Below are 18,238 nucleotides of genomic sequence, written 5' to 3'. Positions count from 1 at the left end.
GATGTCCTCCTTCAATCAGTCGCGGGCATCGTTCCCGCCTCGAAACGTGGAGAGAATGAGGAGCACGACGCCGATGTCGATGGAGGCGTCCGCGAGGTTGAAGACGGGAAAATGGATGGTGTAGAAGTACACGTAGTCGGTGACCGTGTGGGTCGGGGAAAAGACGCGATCGACCATGTTCCCGAGCGCGCCGCCGAGCAGAAGGCCAAGCCCCACCTGCGCCGAGGCGCTCAGTCGGAACCGCGTGTTCACCACGACCACCGCCGCCACCACGGCGATGGCCACGAGGACAAAGAGCCAAACCTGATGAGGCAAGAGACTGAATGCGGCGCCCGGATTCTGGATGTGCGTGAACTCCACCACGCCCGGGATGACGATGACGGCGCTGCCGATGGCCAACTTCGCGCGCACAACCAGTTTGATGAGTTGATCGGCGATGAGCACCACCAGGCCGACCACGTACAACAGCCACTTCTGCTTCCCCACTCGACACGTCTCCCCGCCGGTTCGCAGCCTGCACCCTCGGAAGCCGCCGTCGCATACCGTGAAAAGGCGGCAAGTGAAGGGGTGTGAATACGGTGATTGTACCAGAGGGCGGCGCCTTCTCACAATGGATTGCCCCGCCGCTCGGACGGCGGGAGGGCAAGCCGCGCACGAGCGGGATCACCATGGTCATCGACAAGGGACTGAGCCTGGCGGAGACGGAGTCCCTGCTGTCGATGGCGGCTCCCATCATCGATCTGCTGAAGCTCGGATTTGGGACGAGCGCCGTCTATCCCGAGCGCATCCTCAGGGCCAAGCTCGAGCGCGCGGCACAGGCGGACGTCATGGCGTGCCCTGGTGGGACCCTGGCTGAGGTGGCGTGGACCCAGGGCGTGTTCGCCGAATACCTCCGGCGCTGCCGCGAACTCGGATTTCAAGCGATGGAAATCTCGGACGGCACCATCGACCTGCCGCTGGACCATCGCGCCAGGGCCATTGCGGCGGCCAAACGCGTGTTTCCCCTCGTCATTACGGAGGTGGGCAAAAAACTGAGCGACGACGTCGACCTCGTGCGCTGCGCCGAGGGTGTGCTCCGGGATCTCGAAGCCGGCGCCGATTACGTGATCCTCGAGGGGCGCGAATCAGGCGAGGGCGTGGGCATTTACGATCCCGGGGGCAAGGTGCTCGACGACGCACTGGCGGTGTTCGTCGCCGCGCTGCCCGTCGAAGCGCGGAGCCGCGTCATCTGGGAAGCGCCGAAAAAGTCTCAGCAAGTGGAACTCATTCGGCGCTTTGGCCCGGGCGTCAATCTTGGCAACGTGCCGCCCGCAGACGCCATTGCCCTCGAGTGCCTGCGGCTCGGCCTCAGGGCGGATACCTTCGTACTCACACTGGGCGGTCCTGAATGTCACGGCTCGTCGTAATCGGTGAGAAGCTGGGCCGGCGACGGCAACGTCCGCCGATAGTCGTCCTCCGAGATACGGTCCACCGACTCGACGTACCCGGCGTCGTCGTCGAGGTCGGGTTCGTCGTAACGCGCGAGACCGGTAACGGGGCGGTCGTAACGCATGACGTCCTGAAGCGCGTCCTCCCCGTCGTATCCCGTCTCGTCCGCGCCGTCGCGATCGAACTGGCCAAACGCGGGCGCCAGCACGTCCTCCTCCACGGGGCGACGTGCTGACGCCTGCCTGGCCTCCACCTCCCGCTCACAGTCCACGCATCGACGAGTCGTCGGAATTGCCTCTAGCCGATCCGGCGGAATGGGCCGCCCGCAGGACTCGCATTGGCCATAGGTTCCCTGGCGGATCCGCGAGAGCGCATCCTCCACGTCGGCAAGCGCGCGCTCGTCGCGCAGCCGTTCGCCAACCGCCTGATTGCGGAGCGCGAGTTCACTGGCGACGTCCGCGGGATGATTGTCATACATGGCGAGTTCCGAGAATTCGTCGGGCATGGCGCTGCGGATGTCCGCAGACGTTTCGGCTCCGTTCAGGCGATCGATCAGGCGCTCCCGCGCCGCCTCCAGGCGGGATCGAATCGAATCCGTGTCCATGCTCGCCCTCCTTCAGTACGTGAACTGGCGTGCCCTGAGCTGCCCGTCCACGATTTGGACCAAATCCGCGATCCACTTGCCGATGATCGGGAGATTGAGAAGCTCGAGCTGCTGCAGGATGAGCACCACCAAACCTGCGATCACGGTGAAACCCAGGCCGATGCCCAGGCCGCGAAAGATGCCGCCGATGAGATTGAGCAGCGCGAGCCGCCACGGGGTCTGCAGCAGATCGACGTACGCCGCGAAGTTCACACCTTCGAGGTATTCCGTCAGTCTCAGCAGTCCGAGGTGTGTGAGCGAGTGACGCCGTCTGCGCCGATGCCGCATCTTCCTCACCGTCCCGGCTGTGGATGATCTGCCGATAGTGTGCCCGGCATGCCTCGATCCATGTCGGACATGTTCACCAGACTGTCATTGGTATCTCCCGCGGGTCTGTGTATGATGGAGATCGGCAGGGTTGTTTCGACTGGAGAGATGAATCATGCGCAGAACATGGCTGCTCGCCGCTTCCTGGGCCATTCTGTGGATTGGCATCACGTTGTTTGCCGCCTGCGTCCTCGCCCGCGTGTGGCTGCAACTGGCGCTTCCCTACACCACCTACGTCGTGATCGACTCCTCGCTCGTGGCCTTCGGGCTGGCCCTTCTCTGGTACGCCGTGCGAAGCGAAAAAAAATAAGCCGACCCCATGGATCGGCCTGTCGAGGCGCGCGCCTTTGCCCTCCTGGATCACGCGAAGTCCGGCTCGGCCGCCGCGACCTCGCGCCGTGCGAGCTCCCGCTCGAACGACTCCCAGTCGCCCGACTCCATCATCTCCAGCTGCGACTGGATGAGCGAGCGGAACCGCGCGCGGAAAATGGCAGCTTGCTTCTGCATCTCCTCCACCTCGAGCGCCACTTTTCGCGCCTTATTGAGGGCTTCGCTGATGATGCGATCCGCGTTTTTTTCCGCCTCGCGAATGATGAGCTGCGCTTCCTTTTTGGCGTTGTTCTTCAGCTCTTCCGCCGTTTCCTGCGCCACGAGGATGGACTTGCTCAGGCTCTCCTCGAGATTCTGGTAATGAGCCAATTTCTCGTTGAGCCGCGCGATCTCCTCTTCGAGCTGCTTGTTCTGGCGGATCAGGGCCTCGTAATCTTGAATCACGCGTTCCAGAAAATCATCGACTTCATCCTCGTTGTACCCGCGCAGCGAGCGCCGGAACTCTTTATTGTGAATGTCGATGGGCGACAACGGCATGGCGAATCCCCCTCATCTCGACCACAGGCTTGTAGAGCCCCCTTGTTTGGGCGAAGGTTCGTCACCCTGCTATTCGACAGCAAGCGGCAAAATCCTTCACCGCCACCGCACTTAGGGGCGAGATCGCAGGACGCCGACCCGAACGATCCATCTGCCGCTTTTGGACTGGCCCACGGTCTCCAAGACCCGCACGCGGCCGAATCCCCTGACGGACAACACGTCGCCGGGACGCACCTCGGCGTCGGCCGGCGCCTCCGCGTGATTGAGTTCCACGCGTCCACTCGCGACAAGGGACTGCGCATCCTTGCGCGACATCCGACAAGCCTGCGCCACGACGGCGTCCATGCGCGGCGACATGACGAAAATCTCCTTTGGCTCGTACGGCGGAGGGGACAAATTCGGGACCTCGTCCACGACCTGCACGAGCACCGGCATGCGGCCGACGCGAGCCCAAGCGTCCTGCAGATAGCGCACAAGGGGTCGGGCGACGAACACATACGCTTGTGCAGGTGTGGAGATCGCGATATCGCCCACCGAAGCGCGCTTGAGTCCCAGGCCAAGGAGCGAGCCCAACACGTCTCCGTGCGCAAAGGCCCCCTGCAGCGCGGCCACCTTGAGCGCCTGAATCTCGAAGTCCTCCGGACGCACCGGCCACGGCTCCGGCAAAAGCAGCAGCCGCACGCGCTCCGCGCCGTCGTATCCCCCGAACGCCTCGACATGGATGCCCGCACCTCGCGCCACGCTTTCGGCAAGATATCGTTCGCGCGGCGTCAGAAAGTCGGTCAAATAGGGCGCGTAGCTGTCCTGAACCTGTCGGACCCAATCCGACGCGCGGCGAACCCAGGGTTGCTCCGACGCGCGTACCCATCCGTGCTCCACAGCGTGCGCCTCCTCAGCTCGTGGTCAACTGCGTCAACGTGGTGTCCACACCCGCCTCGACCACCAAAAACACGACAACGGCCACGAGCCACGACACGTCCACGGACGTCCGACCCACGCGCAAGGGGCGAAGGTGACGCCGAAACACCCACAGATAAGGCTCGCAGCAAGCGTGAATCCACCGGCCCACGCGGTGATAGCTCCAATCGGGCACCATCTGAATCAACGCGCCGGCCATGAGCACGACGAAATAGATGGCGAACATCCATTCCACGGCGTCCGCCAAGCCGTCCATGTGTTCACCCCCTCATGGATTGACCAGCCTTCGTCCGATGCGGATCATGGTGGCGCCTTCCTCGACAGCCACCTCGAAGTCGTCGGACATTCCCATCGAAAGCTGATCCAGCGCCTCGAGCGACAGACGGGATCTCAGCTCGTGCATCAGCGCGCGAAGACCCGCGAAGACGTGGCGCACATCCTCGGGGCGCTCGGCGATGGGCGCCATGGTCATGAGCCCCCGGACCGCAAGCCCTGGAAGCTCGTGGGCGAGGCGGACGAGAGCCTCCGCATCCTCGGGCGCGACGCCGTGCTTTTGCGCCTCGCCGCTGATGTTGACCTGGACCAACACGTTCACCACGACGCCCCGCCGCACCGCCTCTTCGGACAGCGCGTGGGCCAGTTCGGGCCGATCCAGCGAGTGAACCCACGCAAAGCGCGGAACGACATATTTGACCTTGTTGGTCTGAAGCGTGCCGATGAAATGCCAATCCAAGCTAGAAGCAGCAGGATGCGCGAGCTTGTCCCGCGCCATCTGCCAGCGATTCTCGGCCGCATCCCGGATGCCCGCGGCGTGAAGCGCGGGCAACACGTCGGGAGACGCCGTCTTCGTCACAGCCACAATGCGGACGCCCGCCGGGTCGCGGCCGGAACGACGGCAGGCAGCTTCGACCCGCGCTCGAACTTCCTCGACCCGCTGGCGCACAAATCCGTAATCCACCGCTCAGTCCCCCACCCCAAGCGCGATGACCGCCATCTGTCTCCCCGCGCGCTCGCCCTCGCGGCGGTGCGAGAACAGGTGGCGATTTCGGCAGGACGTGCAGATGCCGGCGTCATAGACGCGATCCGGCTGGACCCCGCAAGCTTCAGCCGTCAGGCGAATGGCATGAGGCAGGCTGAAGACATACTTTCCAGGACGTCCGAACCTGGGCAAAAGCGCTCGCTCGAGCGGCGTGCTTCGGACGCGGTCTGCCACCGCATCGTCCACCTCGTAGCAGCACCGCCGAATGCACGGGCCGATGGCGACATGCAGATCCCCGGGATTTGTCCCGTACTCGTCCCGCATGCCTTCGATGGCGCGGGCGACAATCTGTTGCACAGTGCCCCGCCATCCCGAGTGGCACGCGCCCACCGCACGGCGGACGGGATCGTACAAGAGGACGGGCGCGCAGTCGGCGACGAGGATGGCGAGCGCGAGGCCGGGGACATCCGTGATCATCCCGTCTGCCTCGAGGGCGGATTCCGTCGGCGCGTCGACGCGGATAACGCGATGGCCGTGGACCTGACGCACCAGGCATAGCGCCTCGGCTTGCACGCCAGCCTTGCCGAGCATCCTTGCGCGGTTGTCCCGGGCCGCCTCCGGACCCGTGAGGCGCGACGACAGATCTGCATCCACGGGCGGCCACGTGTCCAAATGGCGAAAGAAAAACATGGCACGCACGCCCGGGCCCGCAAACGGCGGGCGAATCCCGAGGCCGCCATGTTGTCCGATCACGTCCTTCAGCAAGCGCATCCCTCCGCCTTCTATCATACATCCATCCGGCTTCGCGGCGCCACGCATCAGTAGCCGCCCGTGCCGCGCTTGCCGGACTGCGGAGGGAGATAGTAGCCCGGTTCTCCGGGCGAGCGCAGATCCACGAGGATCACGTCTGCGCCGATCTTGACAATCTGGTTCCACGGGATGATGTAATCCTGCGATCCGCCCACCATGCCGAAGAACTTCGATTGGCCGGGAATGACAATGGCGCGGATTAGCCCGCTGTCGAGATCGATCTCCAGATCGCCGATGGTCCCGAGCCGCTTGCCGTCCTCGACGTTGACCACGTCCTTCGACTGAAGCTCCGAAATGCGCACCACGCCTATCCGCCTCCCATCGGTCCTACGGCGATCATATGACCGATGGCGGATCGGTTACGACTGGATGTGCTTGTACATGCGGTGAATGGCTGCCTTCTCGAGGCGGGAGACCTGCGCCTGCGAGATGCCAATCTCGTCCGCCACCTCCATCTGGGTCTTGCCCTCGTAAAACCGCTTCGCCAGAATCTTCTTCTCTCGGTCCGACAGCTTCCGCATCGCCTCCCGCAGCGCAATGCCCTCCACCCACGCCGAATCCTTTTCTCGCTCGTCGTGGATCTGATCCATCACGTAGATGGGATCTCCCCCGTCGTGGTAGATGGGCTCGAACATGGAGACGGGGTCCTGAATGGCGTCGAGCGCGAACACGACCTCCTCCTTCGGCAGGTTCATCTCGTTGGCGATCTCGACGATGGAAGGCTCGCGCAGGTTTTTGGACGCCAGCATGTCGCGAACCTGCAGCGCTTTGTAGGCGATGTCGCGAAGGGAACGGCTGACGCGGATGGGGTTGTTGTCCCGCAGATACCTGCGAATTTCGCCGACGATCATGGGGACCGCGTAGGTGGAAAAGCGCACGTTTTGATTGAGGTCAAAATTGTCTATGGCTTTCATCAGTCCGATGCATCCGACTTGGAACAGGTCGTCCACGTACTCGCCCCGATTGTTAAACCGCTGAATGACCGATAAGACCAAGCGCAGGTTGCCGTTGACCAGCTTCTCGCGCGCCGAGGGGTCTCCGGCCCGAAGCTGTTCGAACAGCTCGCGCATTTGAGCGTTGGTGAGAACCGGAAGCTGAGAAGTGTTGACGCCGCAGATCTCCACCTTGTTGCGCTTCAAAGAAGTCCCCCCAAGTCTGCCCGTCATACACGTGTGTACTCATATTCCAAAATTCGTCTTAAGTATGTCCGGACTTGGGCGGGTTATGCAGGTCCAAAGCGCAACAAGGCGGCGCTTCCTGGCGCCGCCGCGGACAAAGGCCGAAGTGGTCGTTCACCCATCACATCATCTTGTTAAACTCCCGCTGAAGCCGCTTCAGAATGCGCTTCTCCAAACGCGATATGTAGGATTGGGAAATCCCGAGAAGATCGGCGACGTCCTTTTGCGTCATCTCCTGACCGGTCCCCAGGCCGAATCGCAGCTCCATGATGGTGCGCTCCCGTTCGCTCAACTTGTCGAGGGCGTCGTAGAGCAGTTCGCGATCCACCTCATCTTCGAGGTTCCGGTAGATGGTGTCAGAATCCGTGCCGAGCACGTCCGACAGGAGCAACTCGTTTCCATCCCAGTCCACGTTCAGCGGCTCGTCCAGCGACACCTCGGCGCGAAGTTTGTTGTTGCGGCGGAGGTACATGAGTATCTCATTCTCGATGCACCGGGACGCGTACGTCGCGAGCTTGATCTTCTTGGACGGATCGAACGTGTTCACGGCCTTGATGAGCCCGATGGTGCCGATGGACACCAGGTCCTCGATGTTCACGCCCGTGTTCTCGAACTTGCGGGCGATGTACACGACGAGGCGCAGGTTTCGCTCAATGAGCATCGACCGCACGGACGGATCGCCCGAAGGAAGCCGTTCAAGGAGATATTGCTCCTCCTCCTTCGTGAGCGGCGGCGGGAGCGCCTCGCTTCCACCGACGTAATAAACCTCATCCGGCTGACCCAGGAGGCGAATTCGCAGGCGGATGTACAGGAGGCGAAGCCGAAGGAGCGCGAGGCGGCGCTTGGTCTCGAGAAACTGGAACGCGTACATCGTCATCCACTCCATTCATGACTTCTGGGTGCAAGATGGCTTGAAACGTCCCCTCCGCGCTGAGCACGCCGGGAAATACCGCAAACAGGCTGTCCGCGCCGCGGGCGCGCGAGCCATCCGCCTGCACCAGATACACGGCCTTCGGCCGGAGCGCGACCGTCAACCCGCGGCCCGAAGCCCCTTGAAACGGCACGATGGACAACGGTGTCCCGGGCAACGCCTCGGTCAGGGCATCCAGCAGATCCGCGCCGACGGCCAGCTTCTCGCGGACCGGCTCCGGAAACGCGGGCATGAGGACATCGGCGTCGACCAGCGACACGGGGCGCTTCGACACGGGATCGACCAATGCGTTGCCCGTGTCCACCAGGGCGCGACAGCGGATGACGATCTCGTCGAATTGCACTTCGAGATCGACCAAAGATGTCTCGACGCGCGCGTCCTTTCGCAGGCGCGCGGCGAGGCGCTTGAGCCCATCCACGGCGAGCGGCAGGCCGATCATCAGGCCGAGCGTCTCGCCTGAAGTCGCAAAGGCCACGCCGCGGTCGCTCCACAGGGCGTGGTTGAGCGTCGTGCCGGGCAAGGCGAACCGAGCGGCCACGCTCGCCCCGGCCACGACGAACGACACGAGGTAGTAGACGCCGACGAGGCGGGCGAGATCGAGCGCGCTTCGGTGGGGCAGGGAGACCCACACCATCAGCACGGACACAAGCGCCTTGCCGGGCCATGTGGTGGCAAGGGACAGAGCAGGGACAAACAGCGCGAGCGCGTACGTCGCGCCTACCAAGGCGCCCGCCAAAAGCCGCGTCCAGCGCGCCCGGCGCTTCATCAGCCAGCCGGTCGTCCAGAGCAACGCGAAGTCCATGATGAAGTTGACCATCCAGACGATGTCGATGTAGACCACCGGCAGGGCCTGCACACCATCACCTCAGGTGGAGCACGGCGTGTCCTATCCGACGGGCGGCATGTCCGCGAGATCACACCGCATCGTTTGGAGGAAAGTATAGTAGATTTCTATTACGAAGCCTGTCGGAACTTGACGGGTGGGTCGTAGACTTTTTTGGAGAAGTCGGTCGAGGCGTGTAGAGCGTGAGCACGGGGCGCAAGGCGAAGGCATCCTCACGACGGCCAGGGGCCTGCCTTCAGTTGGCAGGCCCCTGGCCATGGCGACAGCGCCCCACTTCTTCGATGGGCTCGGTTCTGCAGGTTCAGCGGTCGCGCCCAAACCTGCTGTTCTGGCGGCGCATGAACGCCGGAATCTCCCACGGATTCCCCGTGTTCGGCACATTGATGACCGGGTCCTGCGCCGACGGATGGCGCTGCACGGTCCCTCGCACCACGTTGTCGTGCGGCTCGTGGTGCAGGTGATTCTGCCGCGCCTGCTGCTGTTGATTGGAACCATCGAATCCCGTCGCAATCACGGTGACGACAATCTCGTCTTCCAGATTCGGATCGATGGCCGCACCGAAGATCATGTTGACATCCGGATCCGCGGTCATCGAGACGATATCCGCGGCCTCGTTGACCTCCCAGAGGCTGAGATTCGTCCCGCCCGCGACGTGCATGAGGATGCCGCGAGCGCCGTCGATGGACGTTTCCAGGAGCGGAGACGAGATGGCCTTCTTCGCGGCCTCCGCGGCCCGGTTTTCGCCAGAGGCGATGCCGATGCCCATGAGGGCGGAGCCGCGCTCCGTCATGATAGCCTTGACGTCCGCGAAGTCCACGTTGATGAGGGCGGGCGTCGCGATGAGATCCGAAATGCCCGACACGCCCTGCCGCAGGACGTTGTCCGCCTCTCGGAACGCCTCCAGGACAGGCGTGTTGCGGTCCACGATCTCGAGAAGCCGGTCGTTCGGGATCACGATCAGCGTGTCGACCTTCTGCTTCAGCTCGTTGACGCCTTGCTCGGCCTGAATCATGCGGCGGCGCTGCTCAAAGCGGAACGGCTTCGTGACGACGCCCACCGTGAGCGCGCCGAGTTCCTTCGCGATCTCGGCGATGACCGGCGCGGCGCCCGTCCCCGTGCCGCCGCCCATCCCAGCCGTGACAAACACCATGTCGGCGCCTTTGAGCGCGTTGGCCAGCATTTCACGGCTCTCTTCCGCCGCCTTCTTGCCAATCTCGGGATTCGCGCCCGCGCCCAAGCCGCGGGTCAACTTTTCGCCAATCTGAAGCTTCGTCTCGGCCTTCGACAGCTTGAGCGCCTGGGCATCCGTGTTCACGACAATAAACTCCACGCCCTTGACGCCCGATTCGATCATCCGGTTCACCGCATTGCACCCGCCGCCGCCGACGCCGATCACCTTAATATTGGCAAGGGAATCAGTTTCAAAATCGAATTCCAGCACTGTGGGTCCTCCTAATCTATTTGGCTCCGCACTTCCCCTGCGACAGTATGGTGTCAGCGCGCACGTGCGCGCACACACCGGCCGACATCACACGAAATCGCGCAGCCAATCTTTGATTCGTGCAAATACGCCGACGTGATTGGACGAACGAACCTGACGAGCGCCAGCGTTGTAATCCGCCGAGCTTGGTCGAAGCCCCGTGCGCGCGGCATACACAATCATGCCGACCCCGTTGACGAATGACGGATCGCGCACCCCGAGGAACTCTGGAACGGCGATGCGCACAGGCGCCTGCAGTTCTTCTCCCGCCAACTCGGCCGCGGAAGGCGTCGACATGACGCCGCCGTGAAACACGTAACCCGCGGGCAGCTCGTCGGCATAGCCCATCTTTTCTACTTCTTTTCGCACTAAGCCGAATATCTCCTGCATGCGAGGCTCGATGATGGTGGCGAGATCGTACTGCGTGAACTCGGCCTCCTTGTTGCTCCCCATTCGGGGTACCCGAAAGGTCTCGTGCTCGGACGCCTGCTCCACCATCGCGCAGGCGTGACGGAGTTTCACTTGTTCAGCCGCGACCGTGTTGGTGCGCAACCCGATGGCGATGTCCTGCGTCACGTAGTCGCCGCCAATGGGGATGATGCTCGTCCCCATCAGAACGCCGTTGGCGAACACGCTGACCGACGTCACGCCCGCGCCCACGTCCACCAAGGCGACGCCCAACTTGCGTTCGTCCTGGGTGAGCGCGATTTGGCTCGCGGCCATGGGCGCGAGCACGAGATTCGCCACTTCCAGTCCCGCGCGCTCCACACATCGGACAATGTTGTGAATGGCGGTGCGGCTTCCGGTGATGAGGTACGCATCCACCTCCAGCCGCACGCCGAGCATCCCGCGCGGATCCATGATCCCGCGCAGGCCGTCGACGACAAACTCCTTGGCAACCACGTCAATGACCTCGCGTTCCGGAGGCAGCGCCACGACTCGCGCTTGCTGCAAAACGCGTTCAATATCTTCATCCGTGATCTCGCGGTCCGCCGAAGACACCGCGACCACCCCGTGAGAGCTGTGCAGTTGAATGTGCTCCCCCGAAATGCCCACGTACGCGGATGGGATGCGAATGCCCACCATGCGCTCGGCGTGATCGACCGCTTCGCGGATTGAATCAACCGTTTTGTCAATATCGACAATCGCACCGTGGCGCAGTCCTTGACTCGAGGCGGAGCCCACTCCAATGATGTTCAAGTTGTTTCCGGTCGACTCTCCGATGATGACTCGCACCTTCGAAGTGCCGATGTCGAGACTGACGATGTAGTCCTCCTTGGCCAACCGAGTGGCACCTCCCTAGAGCGCCCGAGACTGCGATTCTCTATCTACTTCCACACGCATTTCGACAATCCTCTAGCGCGGGCGAAAAATCTTTGATTTCCAGCAACGTTTCACTCAATCCTTGGTGGACGCCATGCGCCGAGCCACTCGCCGCTGCCGGATGAGCGTGAACACGTGCCGACGGATCACGGCGATGTTTTGAAACAGGCGGACGCCAAAGGCCACAACCGCCGCCAAATACAAATCCACGCCGAGCTGGTTCCCGATGTAGGCCAACAGGGCGGCGACCAACGTGTTGGTGAAAAAGCCGGAGAGAAACACGGCGCTGTCGAACGTCTTGTCGAGACTGGCCCGAATGCCGCCCACGACGGTGTCCAGCGCGGCAAGGATGGCGATCGACAGGTAGCTCGTAAACGCGACAGGGATGACGACGTTGGTCACCAAGCCGAGCCCGATGCCAACGGCCAAGCCTAAAACGGGCAGCCAGTACATCAGCCGTTTCCCTCCTTCGCGTATTGCCCAGGCAACGGTCCTGCGTAGGCGGGCACGGTCACGCCGTCGGAAGAGGGGTAGGCGCGAACGATGAAATCCTCGCCCATCGCCTCAAAATAGCCTTGCAAGACGTTCACCGCCAGCCCCGTTTCCATCTGCTGCACGTTGCCCACCGCCTGCATCACGTACGGCTCTTCGATGGGCCTGCCGTTCACGTGCACGCTGCCGATTCCGTTCACCTCGACGAGCCGGATGGACGAGGTGCCGACCAAGCGTTGGCCATTGATGGCGATGGCCGTGGCCCCGTTGCCGAACAGGACATTGACGACCTCGTCCAACCACTGATCCGCTTGTTGAGGAAACAGCGCCATCTGAGCAGGGCTCGCGCCCAGCTTGGCATCCGGCTGAATGGTGATGGTGATCCCGGGGCCGGTGACGGGCGTGAGGCCGGCCTCGGCCGCCAGCTGGCGCTCATCCCGCGCCAGCACCTGCCTGAGCTCCTTCTGGCTGCCGCTCGCGGCCCTGTACTCCGCGAGCTGGGCCTCGAGCTTCGAAATCTGCTGTTCGAGGAGGATGTGTTCCTGCGCCTGTTCGGAGACCTGCGTGCGCAGGTCGATGTAACTCGTGTTTCCCGATCCGACGGGCGCCTCCGCCGTCAGATCAACCGTCACCATGAAGCCCAGCGCCGCCACGGTGGCAGTCGCCACCCAGACCAGGCTTCGGTTGGAGCGAGCCGGCATCCGCGTCACCCCTGCAGTGAATTGGTGTAGGCCGGAATGTGGATATCGTTCTCGACCTCAGGCGTCGAGACCTGCAGCCCCTCCTGCCGCATCGCATCGAGAATGCCGCCCTGGATTTCGAGCGCGGAGGAAAGCACCGCCGGGTCGCCAATCGCCACCACCGTGAACGGGGCGCCGAGGCGATGGCCATTGACGGAGACCACGGGACCCTGGCATTCGATGGAGGATGTGGCGAGGACCCGATAATCGTTGATGGCCACAGCCTCCGCCCCGGCGGTGAACAGCTCGTTGACCAGGTTGCGAAGCGTCCAGTCGTGCGCGAGGATCTGCTCCACGTCGCTCCCGCCCGCGCTGCCGTCGTTCAGCGTGACCTGGATGCCCGGCCCGTGAACCGGCGTGAGCCCCGCCAGGATGCGTTCGCCCGTCATCCGCTGCTGGAGCGCTTGAACGGAGTCGGTCGATCCGGCCGAGATCTGCTCATACTGCGCGATCTCCTGCGTCAACGAGGCAAGCTGTTGTTGAGCCTCTTGGTTCGACTGCTTCAGTTCGCTGAGCCGCTCCGCCAGCTGACGGTTCACCGCCGAATTCCCGCTGACGAGGACGCCCAGGGCGGCCGCCGCATGATTTTGCCGGTAACTCACCGTCAGCATGTAGCCCAATGCCACCGCGACCACCGTGAGCGATGCGATGACGCGTCCGTGCGCGTTCACAGGCTCCCTCCTTTTCAGGGATGCGAGGCGGTTTTCGAGCTTGTCCCCTCGACAGGCCCGCCTCGGCCAGAAGCCGACGAGGTCTTTGCGTTCGAACTGGGCAGCGACGAAAACGGGGTGTATCGATAGGGCGGCGATCCGGTCAGGTCGATCACGCCCGGACGGTAGCCCTTCCCCTCAAAATAGCGGATGGTCGGCTGGATGGCGGCCACCGAACCTCGCAGATTCGCCACGTCCGCCAGCACTTCGAAGTCGTTGTCGAGATAGATGGTGACCGTGCCATCTCCGTTCACGTGAATTTCGGACACCCCGGTCAACTCGCTCGCGGGAACCGAAGCGAGTTGGCGACAGACCGAAGAGACTGCGGCCGAGGCCATCTGGTGCACGGAGAGCTCCGAGTCTTGGCCTGTCACGATGGGATACGGGAGCCCCGCCGCCGAGGGGATCTTTTGATACACGTAGCCGTTTGACATGAGCTCGTAGAACCCGTTTGGATCTGCGTACACAGCGACCACGTCCCGCTCGTGGACGTGGATCGACACGGTTCCAGATGGCCACGAGACGGAGATGGCGGCGCGATCGACCATGGGCAACTTCGCGACGATCTCCGAAGCGGCCCGCTTCCGGTTCACTTCCCACAGGCTCTCGCCGTACACGACGCCGCTACACGCGACGATCTGCGCCATCGGAATTGTCGTGTTGCCGCTCACCTCAATGTGGCGCACGCGGGCGAGCGGCGACTCCAGCACCGCCACAAGCCCGATGAACGCGAAGAAGCTCACGACAATCCGCCGATTTCTCGCCTTCCGACGCTCGCGCTCTTCTGCCGTTTCCTGTCGTGGCATGCTTTCACGCCTTTCGCCGCCTGTGCGCCCCCTGTTCACTCGCCGCTCCGTACGCGCGACACGCGCGCCCCGAGCGCTCGAAGCAGAGCAGCCATGTCTTCATAGCCGCGGTCGATGTGCTGGAGACCCTCGACCTCGGTGAGGCCATGGGCCGCGAGCCCCGCCACGACGAGCGCCGCGCCCCCTCGAAGGTCCGCCGCCGCCACGCGCGCGCCGGACAAGCGCGGCACACCTCGCACGATGGCTGTGCGCAGGTCGACCGAGACGTTGGCGCCCATTCGCACCAATTCGTCGACGTGCTTGAAGCGGGCTTCAAATACACTTTCCTGCACGATGCTCGTGCCCTTGGCTATGGTTAAAAACGCCATGAAAGGCGCCTGAAGATCCGTCGGAAACCCTGGGTAAGGCGCAGTGCGAATGTCAATGGAAGACGGGGTCTCCTCACAGATAACTGTGATTATATCATGGTCCACCTCCGCGCGAACACCCGCGTCCCGCAGCTTCTGGAGCACGACACCCAGGTGATCCGCGCGGGCGCCCACAAGCCGAACCTCTCCCCCGGCCGCGGCGACCATGGCCATCACGGTGCCCGCGACGATGCGGTCCGGGATGACCGCGTACGACGCCTCTCTGAGCTCCGAGCGCCCGCGCACCTCGATGCGCGCCGATCCGGCCCCATGGATCTCCGCGCCTGCGGCGATCAGGAAGTTCGCCAGATCCTCGACTTCCGGCTCTCGCGCCGCGTTTTCAATGACCGTGATCCCGTCCGCCAACACCGCCGCCATCAGCAAGTTCTCGGTCGCGCCGACCGACGGAAAGTCGAGCACGATGTGGGTGCCGACGAGGCGCTTGGCTTGACAACGGATGAGCCCATGCGATTCCTCAATCCGCGCTCCAAGCGCCCTGAGACCCCGAAGGTGAAAATCGATGGGCCGCTGGCCGATGACGCACCCGCCCGGCTTGGAAACGGTCACTTCGCCGCATCGCGCCATGAGAGGCCCCATCAGGAAGATGGAAGACCCCATGATCCGCGATAGACGTTCCAGACGTCACTCGAGGCGCAGGACGAGGTCGACATCCACCTCGCGAGACCGCTTGGGGCGAAACACCCGCACTTCCCGCACGACGGTCAGGAACAAGGCGCGCTCCAGATGCGGATCGCCAGCCAATCGAGCGCACAGCTCTCTCACCCATGCGTCCCACCCGTCGGTGGTCGACAGGGCGGCCGCTTGCGCCTCCGCCTCCCGACACGCCTCAAGCACGCGCAGAAGACGAACCTGCTCGCGGGAAAACGCCTCCTCGGACACCACGCCCGACGCGTAGGCTTCCGCGAGCCGGCTCAATCGCGCCAGGGCGACGCGGCGCTTCCGCTGCACCGTGCGCAACTCGTTCGACGCCGCATGCGCCCGATAGGCCGACACCACCGGTTCGAGCTCCGGCCGAACGCGGCGAAGAAGCTCTTCCACCACCAGCATCTCCAGCGCGCTGGCGTCCACCTGATTGGGCGTGCAGCCCCCACCGGTGACGTATCGCCCACAGCGATAGATGGGCCGTTTTTGGCGCTCATGGCCCCGCTTTGATACCTGCCAGCCCGCGTACATCGCGCTTCCGCAGAAGCCGCATCGCGCAATGCCGGCGAGCGGGCGTTTCGAGCCCTGCGATCGCGGCGACAGCGCGCGGCGTCGCTCGAGCATGCCTCGCAGGGCTTCGAATTCCTCGCGGCTCAAAATGGCCTCGTGCGCTCCCTCGACGCACACCCACTCGGTGGGTTCGCGCTCGGTTCGCCGACTGCCCTGCGTCTTGCGCCGGTTCCAAACGGAGACACCGGCCAACGCCGGGTTGGAAAAGAGCGTGCGGACGGTGCGATCCGTCCAAAGCCGCCCCGTCTTCGTCCGCACGCCGAGGGCGTTGAATTCCATGGCGACGTCCCTCGGGCTCGCGCCGGTTAACAGAAGGCGCGCCCCCTCACGCACCCATCGGGCCTCACGCGGATCCGGCGTCAAGCGACCGTTGACCAGCCGATAACCGAACGGCGGCTTCGTGGCAAGCTCGCCGCGCTGCGCCATCGCGAGGAGGTTTTCGTGCACGCGCTCCGCGATCATCTCGCGTTCAAACTCGGCGATCACGGACAACATCTGCGCCACCAATCGCCCCATCGCCGTCGAGATCTCGAAATTCTGCCTCGTGGAGCGATAAAAAACGCCATGCAAGTTCATCTCGTCGACAAGGCGCGCGAAGTCCGCGACGCTCCGCGTCAGCCGATCGATGCGCGTCGTCACCACGCCGAGCACGCATCCCGCCCGGATGTCGGCGCGCAGGCGCTCCATCGCCGGACGGTTGAGCGACTTCCCCGAGTACCCGTCGTCGCAATACAGTTCGTACCGAGGAAATCCGTGCGACCGGGCATATTCGACGAGCTGCTCCTCTTGTTCCCTCAGGCTGTGGCCCGACGCGGCCTGCTCCTCCGTCGAAACCCGCACGTAGAGCGCCAGGTGCCGCTCGGTCACGGCTCGTTCACCCGCCTGCCGCGGTGCGCGAGCATGCGCTCCAAAAGGGGACGGGCGACGGCCATCACGCGATGCGCCACCTGCGCTTCCATCTCGCGCTCAGGCACCAGTGCCTCACGCTTTGCGTCCCAGACGTAGACGGCGCGAATTCGCATCTCGATCCCCTCCCGACAGACCGATATGCGGGAGGGTTTGACCATCTTGCCGGACGAGTTTAGCCGACGCGAGCGGCCATCCTGGATGCGATGGCGTCGGCAATGCGGGGGGCTTGCAGGCGGCCGTTTTCGATGAAGATGCGGTTGGCGTCAAATCCGGACACCACCACGCCCGCCACGTAGATGCCTGGCACGTTGGTCTCATATGTCGTCTCGTCGTGCGCCGGAGTCCCCGTCTCCAGATCGATTTGGACGCCAAGCTTTTCGAGAAACGAAGTGTCCGGGTGATAGCCCGTGAGCGCCAGGACGTGATCGCACGGAATGTCAAGCGGACCCTCGGGTGTCTCGACGCGCACGTGATCCGCGCAGATCTCCGTGACACGCGAGCGAAAGTGGAAGTCGATGGCCCGTTTGTCAAGGAGGCTCTGGATGTCGGGCTTCACCCACGGCTTGATCTTGTCGGACATGGCCGGGCCCCGGTGGACGAGCGTGACGCTCGCGCCGACGCGGTGGAGATCGATGGCGGCCTCAGCCGCGGAATTGGTGCCGCCGATGATGACCACGCGCTGCCCGTAATAGGGGTGGGCGTCGCGATAGTAGTGGGTGACATGGGGCAGGTTCTCGCCGGGCACGCCGAGCATGTTGGGATGATCGAAGTAACCCGTGGCCACGACCACGGCCCTCGCTTCCGTCTCAAGCGTCCGCCCGGAGAGGGTGCGCGAGTGAACGCGAAATCCCCCGTTGCGGTCATCCCACTCGACGGCTGTCACCTCTTCGTACTGGCGAACCGGCAACTCAAGCCGCCGAACGACGGTCCGGTAGTACGTCAGCGCCTCCATCCGCGTGGGTTTGGCTCGTTCCGTGTAAAACGGGATATCGCCAATCTCGAGGCGTTCAGGCGTGGAGTTGAACACCATTTGCGTAGGGAAGCGGTAGATGGTCGACACGATGCAGGATTTTTCGATCACGACGTGGGGAATGCCGCGCCGCTTCAGCTCGACGGACACAGCTAAGCCGCACGGCCCGGCGCCAATGATACACGCTTCGAACATGGCCCTCGCTCCTAGCGGAAATCTCCATCTGTGAATCTCTGGACTCCG

Annotated in this window: 24 protein-coding genes; 2 read left to right on the top strand and 22 right to left on the bottom strand. The window is 63.6% G+C overall.

The window, feature by feature from the left end:
* Positions 1–15: 15 nt before the first annotated feature.
* Positions 16–486, bottom strand: a complete 471-nt coding sequence (gene lspA, locus AACI_RS06455; RefSeq protein ID WP_012810666.1) for a signal peptidase II — start codon at positions 484–486, stop codon at positions 16–18.
* Between the two features lie 92 nt (positions 487–578).
* On the opposite strand from lspA, the gene AACI_RS06450 reads away from it, so the two are divergent.
* Positions 579–1,406: a phosphosulfolactate synthase gene (locus AACI_RS06450; RefSeq protein ID WP_012810665.1), complete on the top strand. Its 828-nt coding sequence runs from the start codon at positions 579–581 to the stop codon at positions 1,404–1,406.
* Here AACI_RS06450 and AACI_RS06445 read toward each other — a convergent pair.
* Both AACI_RS06445 and AACI_RS06440 read right to left on the bottom strand, forming a co-directional pair.
* The gene (locus AACI_RS06445; protein ID WP_012810664.1) at positions 1,391–2,032 is read right to left on the bottom strand and encodes a TraR/DksA C4-type zinc finger protein; all 642 of its coding nucleotides are present in this window, start codon (positions 2,030–2,032) and stop codon (positions 1,391–1,393) included. The genes AACI_RS06450 and AACI_RS06445 overlap by 16 nt on opposite strands.
* Before the next feature lie 12 nt (positions 2,033–2,044).
* Positions 2,045–2,359: a DUF5665 domain-containing protein gene (locus AACI_RS06440; protein ID WP_012810663.1), complete on the bottom strand. Its 315-nt coding sequence runs from the start codon at positions 2,357–2,359 to the stop codon at positions 2,045–2,047.
* A 154-nt stretch (positions 2,360–2,513) separates the two neighbouring features.
* Between AACI_RS06440 and AACI_RS06435 the strand changes: the two genes are divergently transcribed.
* A complete protein-coding gene (locus AACI_RS06435; RefSeq protein WP_008340470.1) occupies positions 2,514–2,708 on the top strand; it encodes a hypothetical protein in 195 nt (64 codons plus the stop codon).
* 50 nt (positions 2,709–2,758) lie between these two features.
* Here AACI_RS06435 and AACI_RS06430 read toward each other — a convergent pair whose 3' ends face one another.
* The 19 genes from AACI_RS06430 to AACI_RS06345 all read right to left on the bottom strand — a co-directional run bounded on the left by AACI_RS06430 (position 2,759) and on the right by AACI_RS06345 (position 18,190).
* Entirely contained in the window at positions 2,759–3,265 is a 507-nt protein-coding gene (locus AACI_RS06430) for a DivIVA domain-containing protein (RefSeq protein ID WP_008340469.1), read from the bottom strand.
* Positions 3,266–3,376: 111 nt separating this feature from the next.
* Positions 3,377–4,144 carry a YlmH family RNA-binding protein gene (locus tag AACI_RS06425; protein ID WP_012810662.1) on the bottom strand — a complete coding sequence of 256 codons (768 nt, stop codon included), beginning with the start codon at positions 4,142–4,144 and terminating at the stop codon, positions 3,377–3,379.
* Between the two features lie 13 nt (positions 4,145–4,157).
* On the bottom strand, positions 4,158–4,439 hold the full coding sequence (locus tag AACI_RS06420) for a YggT family protein (protein ID WP_012810661.1): 282 nt from the start codon (positions 4,437–4,439) through the stop codon (positions 4,158–4,160).
* A gap of 12 nt (positions 4,440–4,451) precedes the next feature.
* Positions 4,452–5,141: a YggS family pyridoxal phosphate-dependent enzyme gene (locus AACI_RS06415; RefSeq protein WP_012810660.1), complete on the bottom strand. Its 690-nt coding sequence runs from the start codon at positions 5,139–5,141 to the stop codon at positions 4,452–4,454.
* Positions 5,142–5,144: 3 nt separating this feature from the next.
* Entirely contained in the window at positions 5,145–5,933 is a 789-nt protein-coding gene (gene pgeF, locus AACI_RS06410; protein WP_012810659.1) for a peptidoglycan editing factor PgeF, read from the bottom strand.
* A gap of 47 nt (positions 5,934–5,980) precedes the next feature.
* Positions 5,981–6,277, bottom strand: a complete 297-nt coding sequence (locus AACI_RS06405) for a YlmC/YmxH family sporulation protein (protein ID WP_012810658.1) — start codon at positions 6,275–6,277, stop codon at positions 5,981–5,983.
* A 54-nt stretch (positions 6,278–6,331) separates the two neighbouring features.
* Positions 6,332–7,111, bottom strand: a complete 780-nt coding sequence (gene sigG, locus AACI_RS06400; RefSeq protein ID WP_012810657.1) for an RNA polymerase sporulation sigma factor SigG — start codon at positions 7,109–7,111, stop codon at positions 6,332–6,334.
* 160 nt (positions 7,112–7,271) lie between these two features.
* A complete protein-coding gene (gene sigE / locus AACI_RS06395) occupies positions 7,272–8,021 on the bottom strand; it encodes an RNA polymerase sporulation sigma factor SigE (RefSeq protein ID WP_012810656.1) in 750 nt (249 codons plus the stop codon).
* The gene (locus AACI_RS06390; protein ID WP_012810655.1) at positions 7,918–8,937 is read right to left on the bottom strand and encodes a sigma-E processing peptidase SpoIIGA; all 1,020 of its coding nucleotides are present in this window, start codon (positions 8,935–8,937) and stop codon (positions 7,918–7,920) included. Before AACI_RS06390 ends, sigE begins: the two co-directional genes overlap by 104 nt.
* A 289-nt stretch (positions 8,938–9,226) precedes the next feature.
* Positions 9,227–10,366 (bottom strand): cell division protein FtsZ, encoded by a 1,140-nt coding sequence (gene ftsZ / locus AACI_RS06385; protein WP_012810654.1) that lies wholly within the window; start codon positions 10,364–10,366, stop codon positions 9,227–9,229.
* Positions 10,367–10,453: 87 nt separating this feature from the next.
* Positions 10,454–11,689, bottom strand: a complete 1,236-nt coding sequence (gene ftsA, locus AACI_RS06380; protein WP_012810653.1) for a cell division protein FtsA — start codon at positions 11,687–11,689, stop codon at positions 10,454–10,456.
* Between the two features lie 114 nt (positions 11,690–11,803).
* Positions 11,804–12,181: a small basic family protein gene (locus AACI_RS06375; RefSeq protein ID WP_008339613.1), complete on the bottom strand. Its 378-nt coding sequence runs from the start codon at positions 12,179–12,181 to the stop codon at positions 11,804–11,806.
* Complete coding sequence (locus AACI_RS06370; RefSeq protein WP_012810652.1) at positions 12,181–12,921, bottom strand: DUF881 domain-containing protein; 741 nt, start codon at positions 12,919–12,921, stop codon at positions 12,181–12,183. Before AACI_RS06370 ends, AACI_RS06375 begins: the two co-directional genes overlap by 1 nt.
* Positions 12,922–12,926: 5 nt before the next feature.
* Entirely contained in the window at positions 12,927–13,631 is a 705-nt protein-coding gene (locus tag AACI_RS06365; RefSeq protein WP_012810651.1) for a DUF881 domain-containing protein, read from the bottom strand.
* Between the two features lie 14 nt (positions 13,632–13,645).
* Positions 13,646–14,476, bottom strand: a complete 831-nt coding sequence (locus AACI_RS06360) for a cell division protein FtsQ/DivIB (RefSeq protein ID WP_041707388.1) — start codon at positions 14,474–14,476, stop codon at positions 13,646–13,648.
* 35 nt (positions 14,477–14,511) lie between these two features.
* Positions 14,512–15,501: a UDP-N-acetylglucosamine 1-carboxyvinyltransferase gene (gene murA, locus AACI_RS06355; protein WP_081442624.1), complete on the bottom strand. Its 990-nt coding sequence runs from the start codon at positions 15,499–15,501 to the stop codon at positions 14,512–14,514.
* Positions 15,502–15,525: 24 nt separating this feature from the next.
* Positions 15,526–16,983, bottom strand: a complete 1,458-nt coding sequence (locus tag AACI_RS06350; RefSeq protein WP_012810649.1) for a recombinase family protein — start codon at positions 16,981–16,983, stop codon at positions 15,526–15,528.
* Positions 16,980–17,138, bottom strand: coding sequence for a hypothetical protein (locus tag AACI_RS16555; protein ID WP_012810648.1), 159 nt, complete (start codon positions 17,136–17,138; stop codon positions 16,980–16,982). The genes AACI_RS06350 and AACI_RS16555 overlap by 4 nt, the downstream gene beginning before the upstream one ends.
* Before the next feature lie 59 nt (positions 17,139–17,197).
* Positions 17,198–18,190: a YpdA family putative bacillithiol disulfide reductase gene (locus AACI_RS06345; protein ID WP_012810647.1), complete on the bottom strand. Its 993-nt coding sequence runs from the start codon at positions 18,188–18,190 to the stop codon at positions 17,198–17,200.
* Between the last annotated feature and the right edge of the window lie 48 nt (positions 18,191–18,238).

This window comes from Alicyclobacillus acidocaldarius subsp. acidocaldarius DSM 446, from assembly GCF_000024285.1.
GTDB classification, from domain to species: Bacteria; Bacillota; Bacilli; order Alicyclobacillales; family Alicyclobacillaceae; genus Alicyclobacillus; species Alicyclobacillus acidocaldarius.
Note: the sequence above shows the minus strand (reverse complement) of the source record. Positions and strands in the feature narration are given on the sequence as shown.

Excerpts from the sequence above, each read along its gene's own strand:
- AACI_RS06345 (WP_012810647.1), bottom strand. The coding sequence starts at position 18,190 with ATGTTCGAAGCGTGTATCATTGGCGCCGGGCCGTGCGGCTTAGCTGTG.
- AACI_RS06375 (WP_008339613.1), bottom strand. The coding sequence starts at position 12,181 with ATGTACTGGCTGCCCGTTTTAGGCTTGGCCGTTGGCATCGGGCTCGGC.
- AACI_RS06360 (WP_041707388.1), bottom strand. The coding sequence starts at position 14,476 with ATGCCACGACAGGAAACGGCAGAAGAGCGCGAGCGTCGGAAGGCGAGA.
- AACI_RS06445 (WP_012810664.1), bottom strand. The coding sequence starts at position 2,032 with ATGGACACGGATTCGATTCGATCCCGCCTGGAGGCGGCGCGGGAGCGC.
- pgeF (WP_012810659.1), bottom strand. The coding sequence starts at position 5,933 with ATGCGCTTGCTGAAGGACGTGATCGGACAACATGGCGGCCTCGGGATT.
- sigE (WP_012810656.1), bottom strand. The coding sequence starts at position 8,021 with ATGTACGCGTTCCAGTTTCTCGAGACCAAGCGCCGCCTCGCGCTCCTT.
- AACI_RS06435 (WP_008340470.1), top strand. The coding sequence starts at position 2,514 with ATGCGCAGAACATGGCTGCTCGCCGCTTCCTGGGCCATTCTGTGGATT.
- murA (WP_081442624.1), bottom strand. The coding sequence starts at position 15,501 with ATGGGGTCTTCCATCTTCCTGATGGGGCCTCTCATGGCGCGATGCGGC.
- AACI_RS06420 (WP_012810661.1), bottom strand. The coding sequence starts at position 4,439 with ATGGACGGCTTGGCGGACGCCGTGGAATGGATGTTCGCCATCTATTTC.
- AACI_RS06430 (WP_008340469.1), bottom strand. The coding sequence starts at position 3,265 with ATGCCGTTGTCGCCCATCGACATTCACAATAAAGAGTTCCGGCGCTCG.
- AACI_RS06440 (WP_012810663.1), bottom strand. The coding sequence starts at position 2,359 with ATGCGGCATCGGCGCAGACGGCGTCACTCGCTCACACACCTCGGACTG.
- AACI_RS16555 (WP_012810648.1), bottom strand. The coding sequence starts at position 17,138 with ATGCGAATTCGCGCCGTCTACGTCTGGGACGCAAAGCGTGAGGCACTG.
- AACI_RS06370 (WP_012810652.1), bottom strand. The coding sequence starts at position 12,921 with ATGCCGGCTCGCTCCAACCGAAGCCTGGTCTGGGTGGCGACTGCCACC.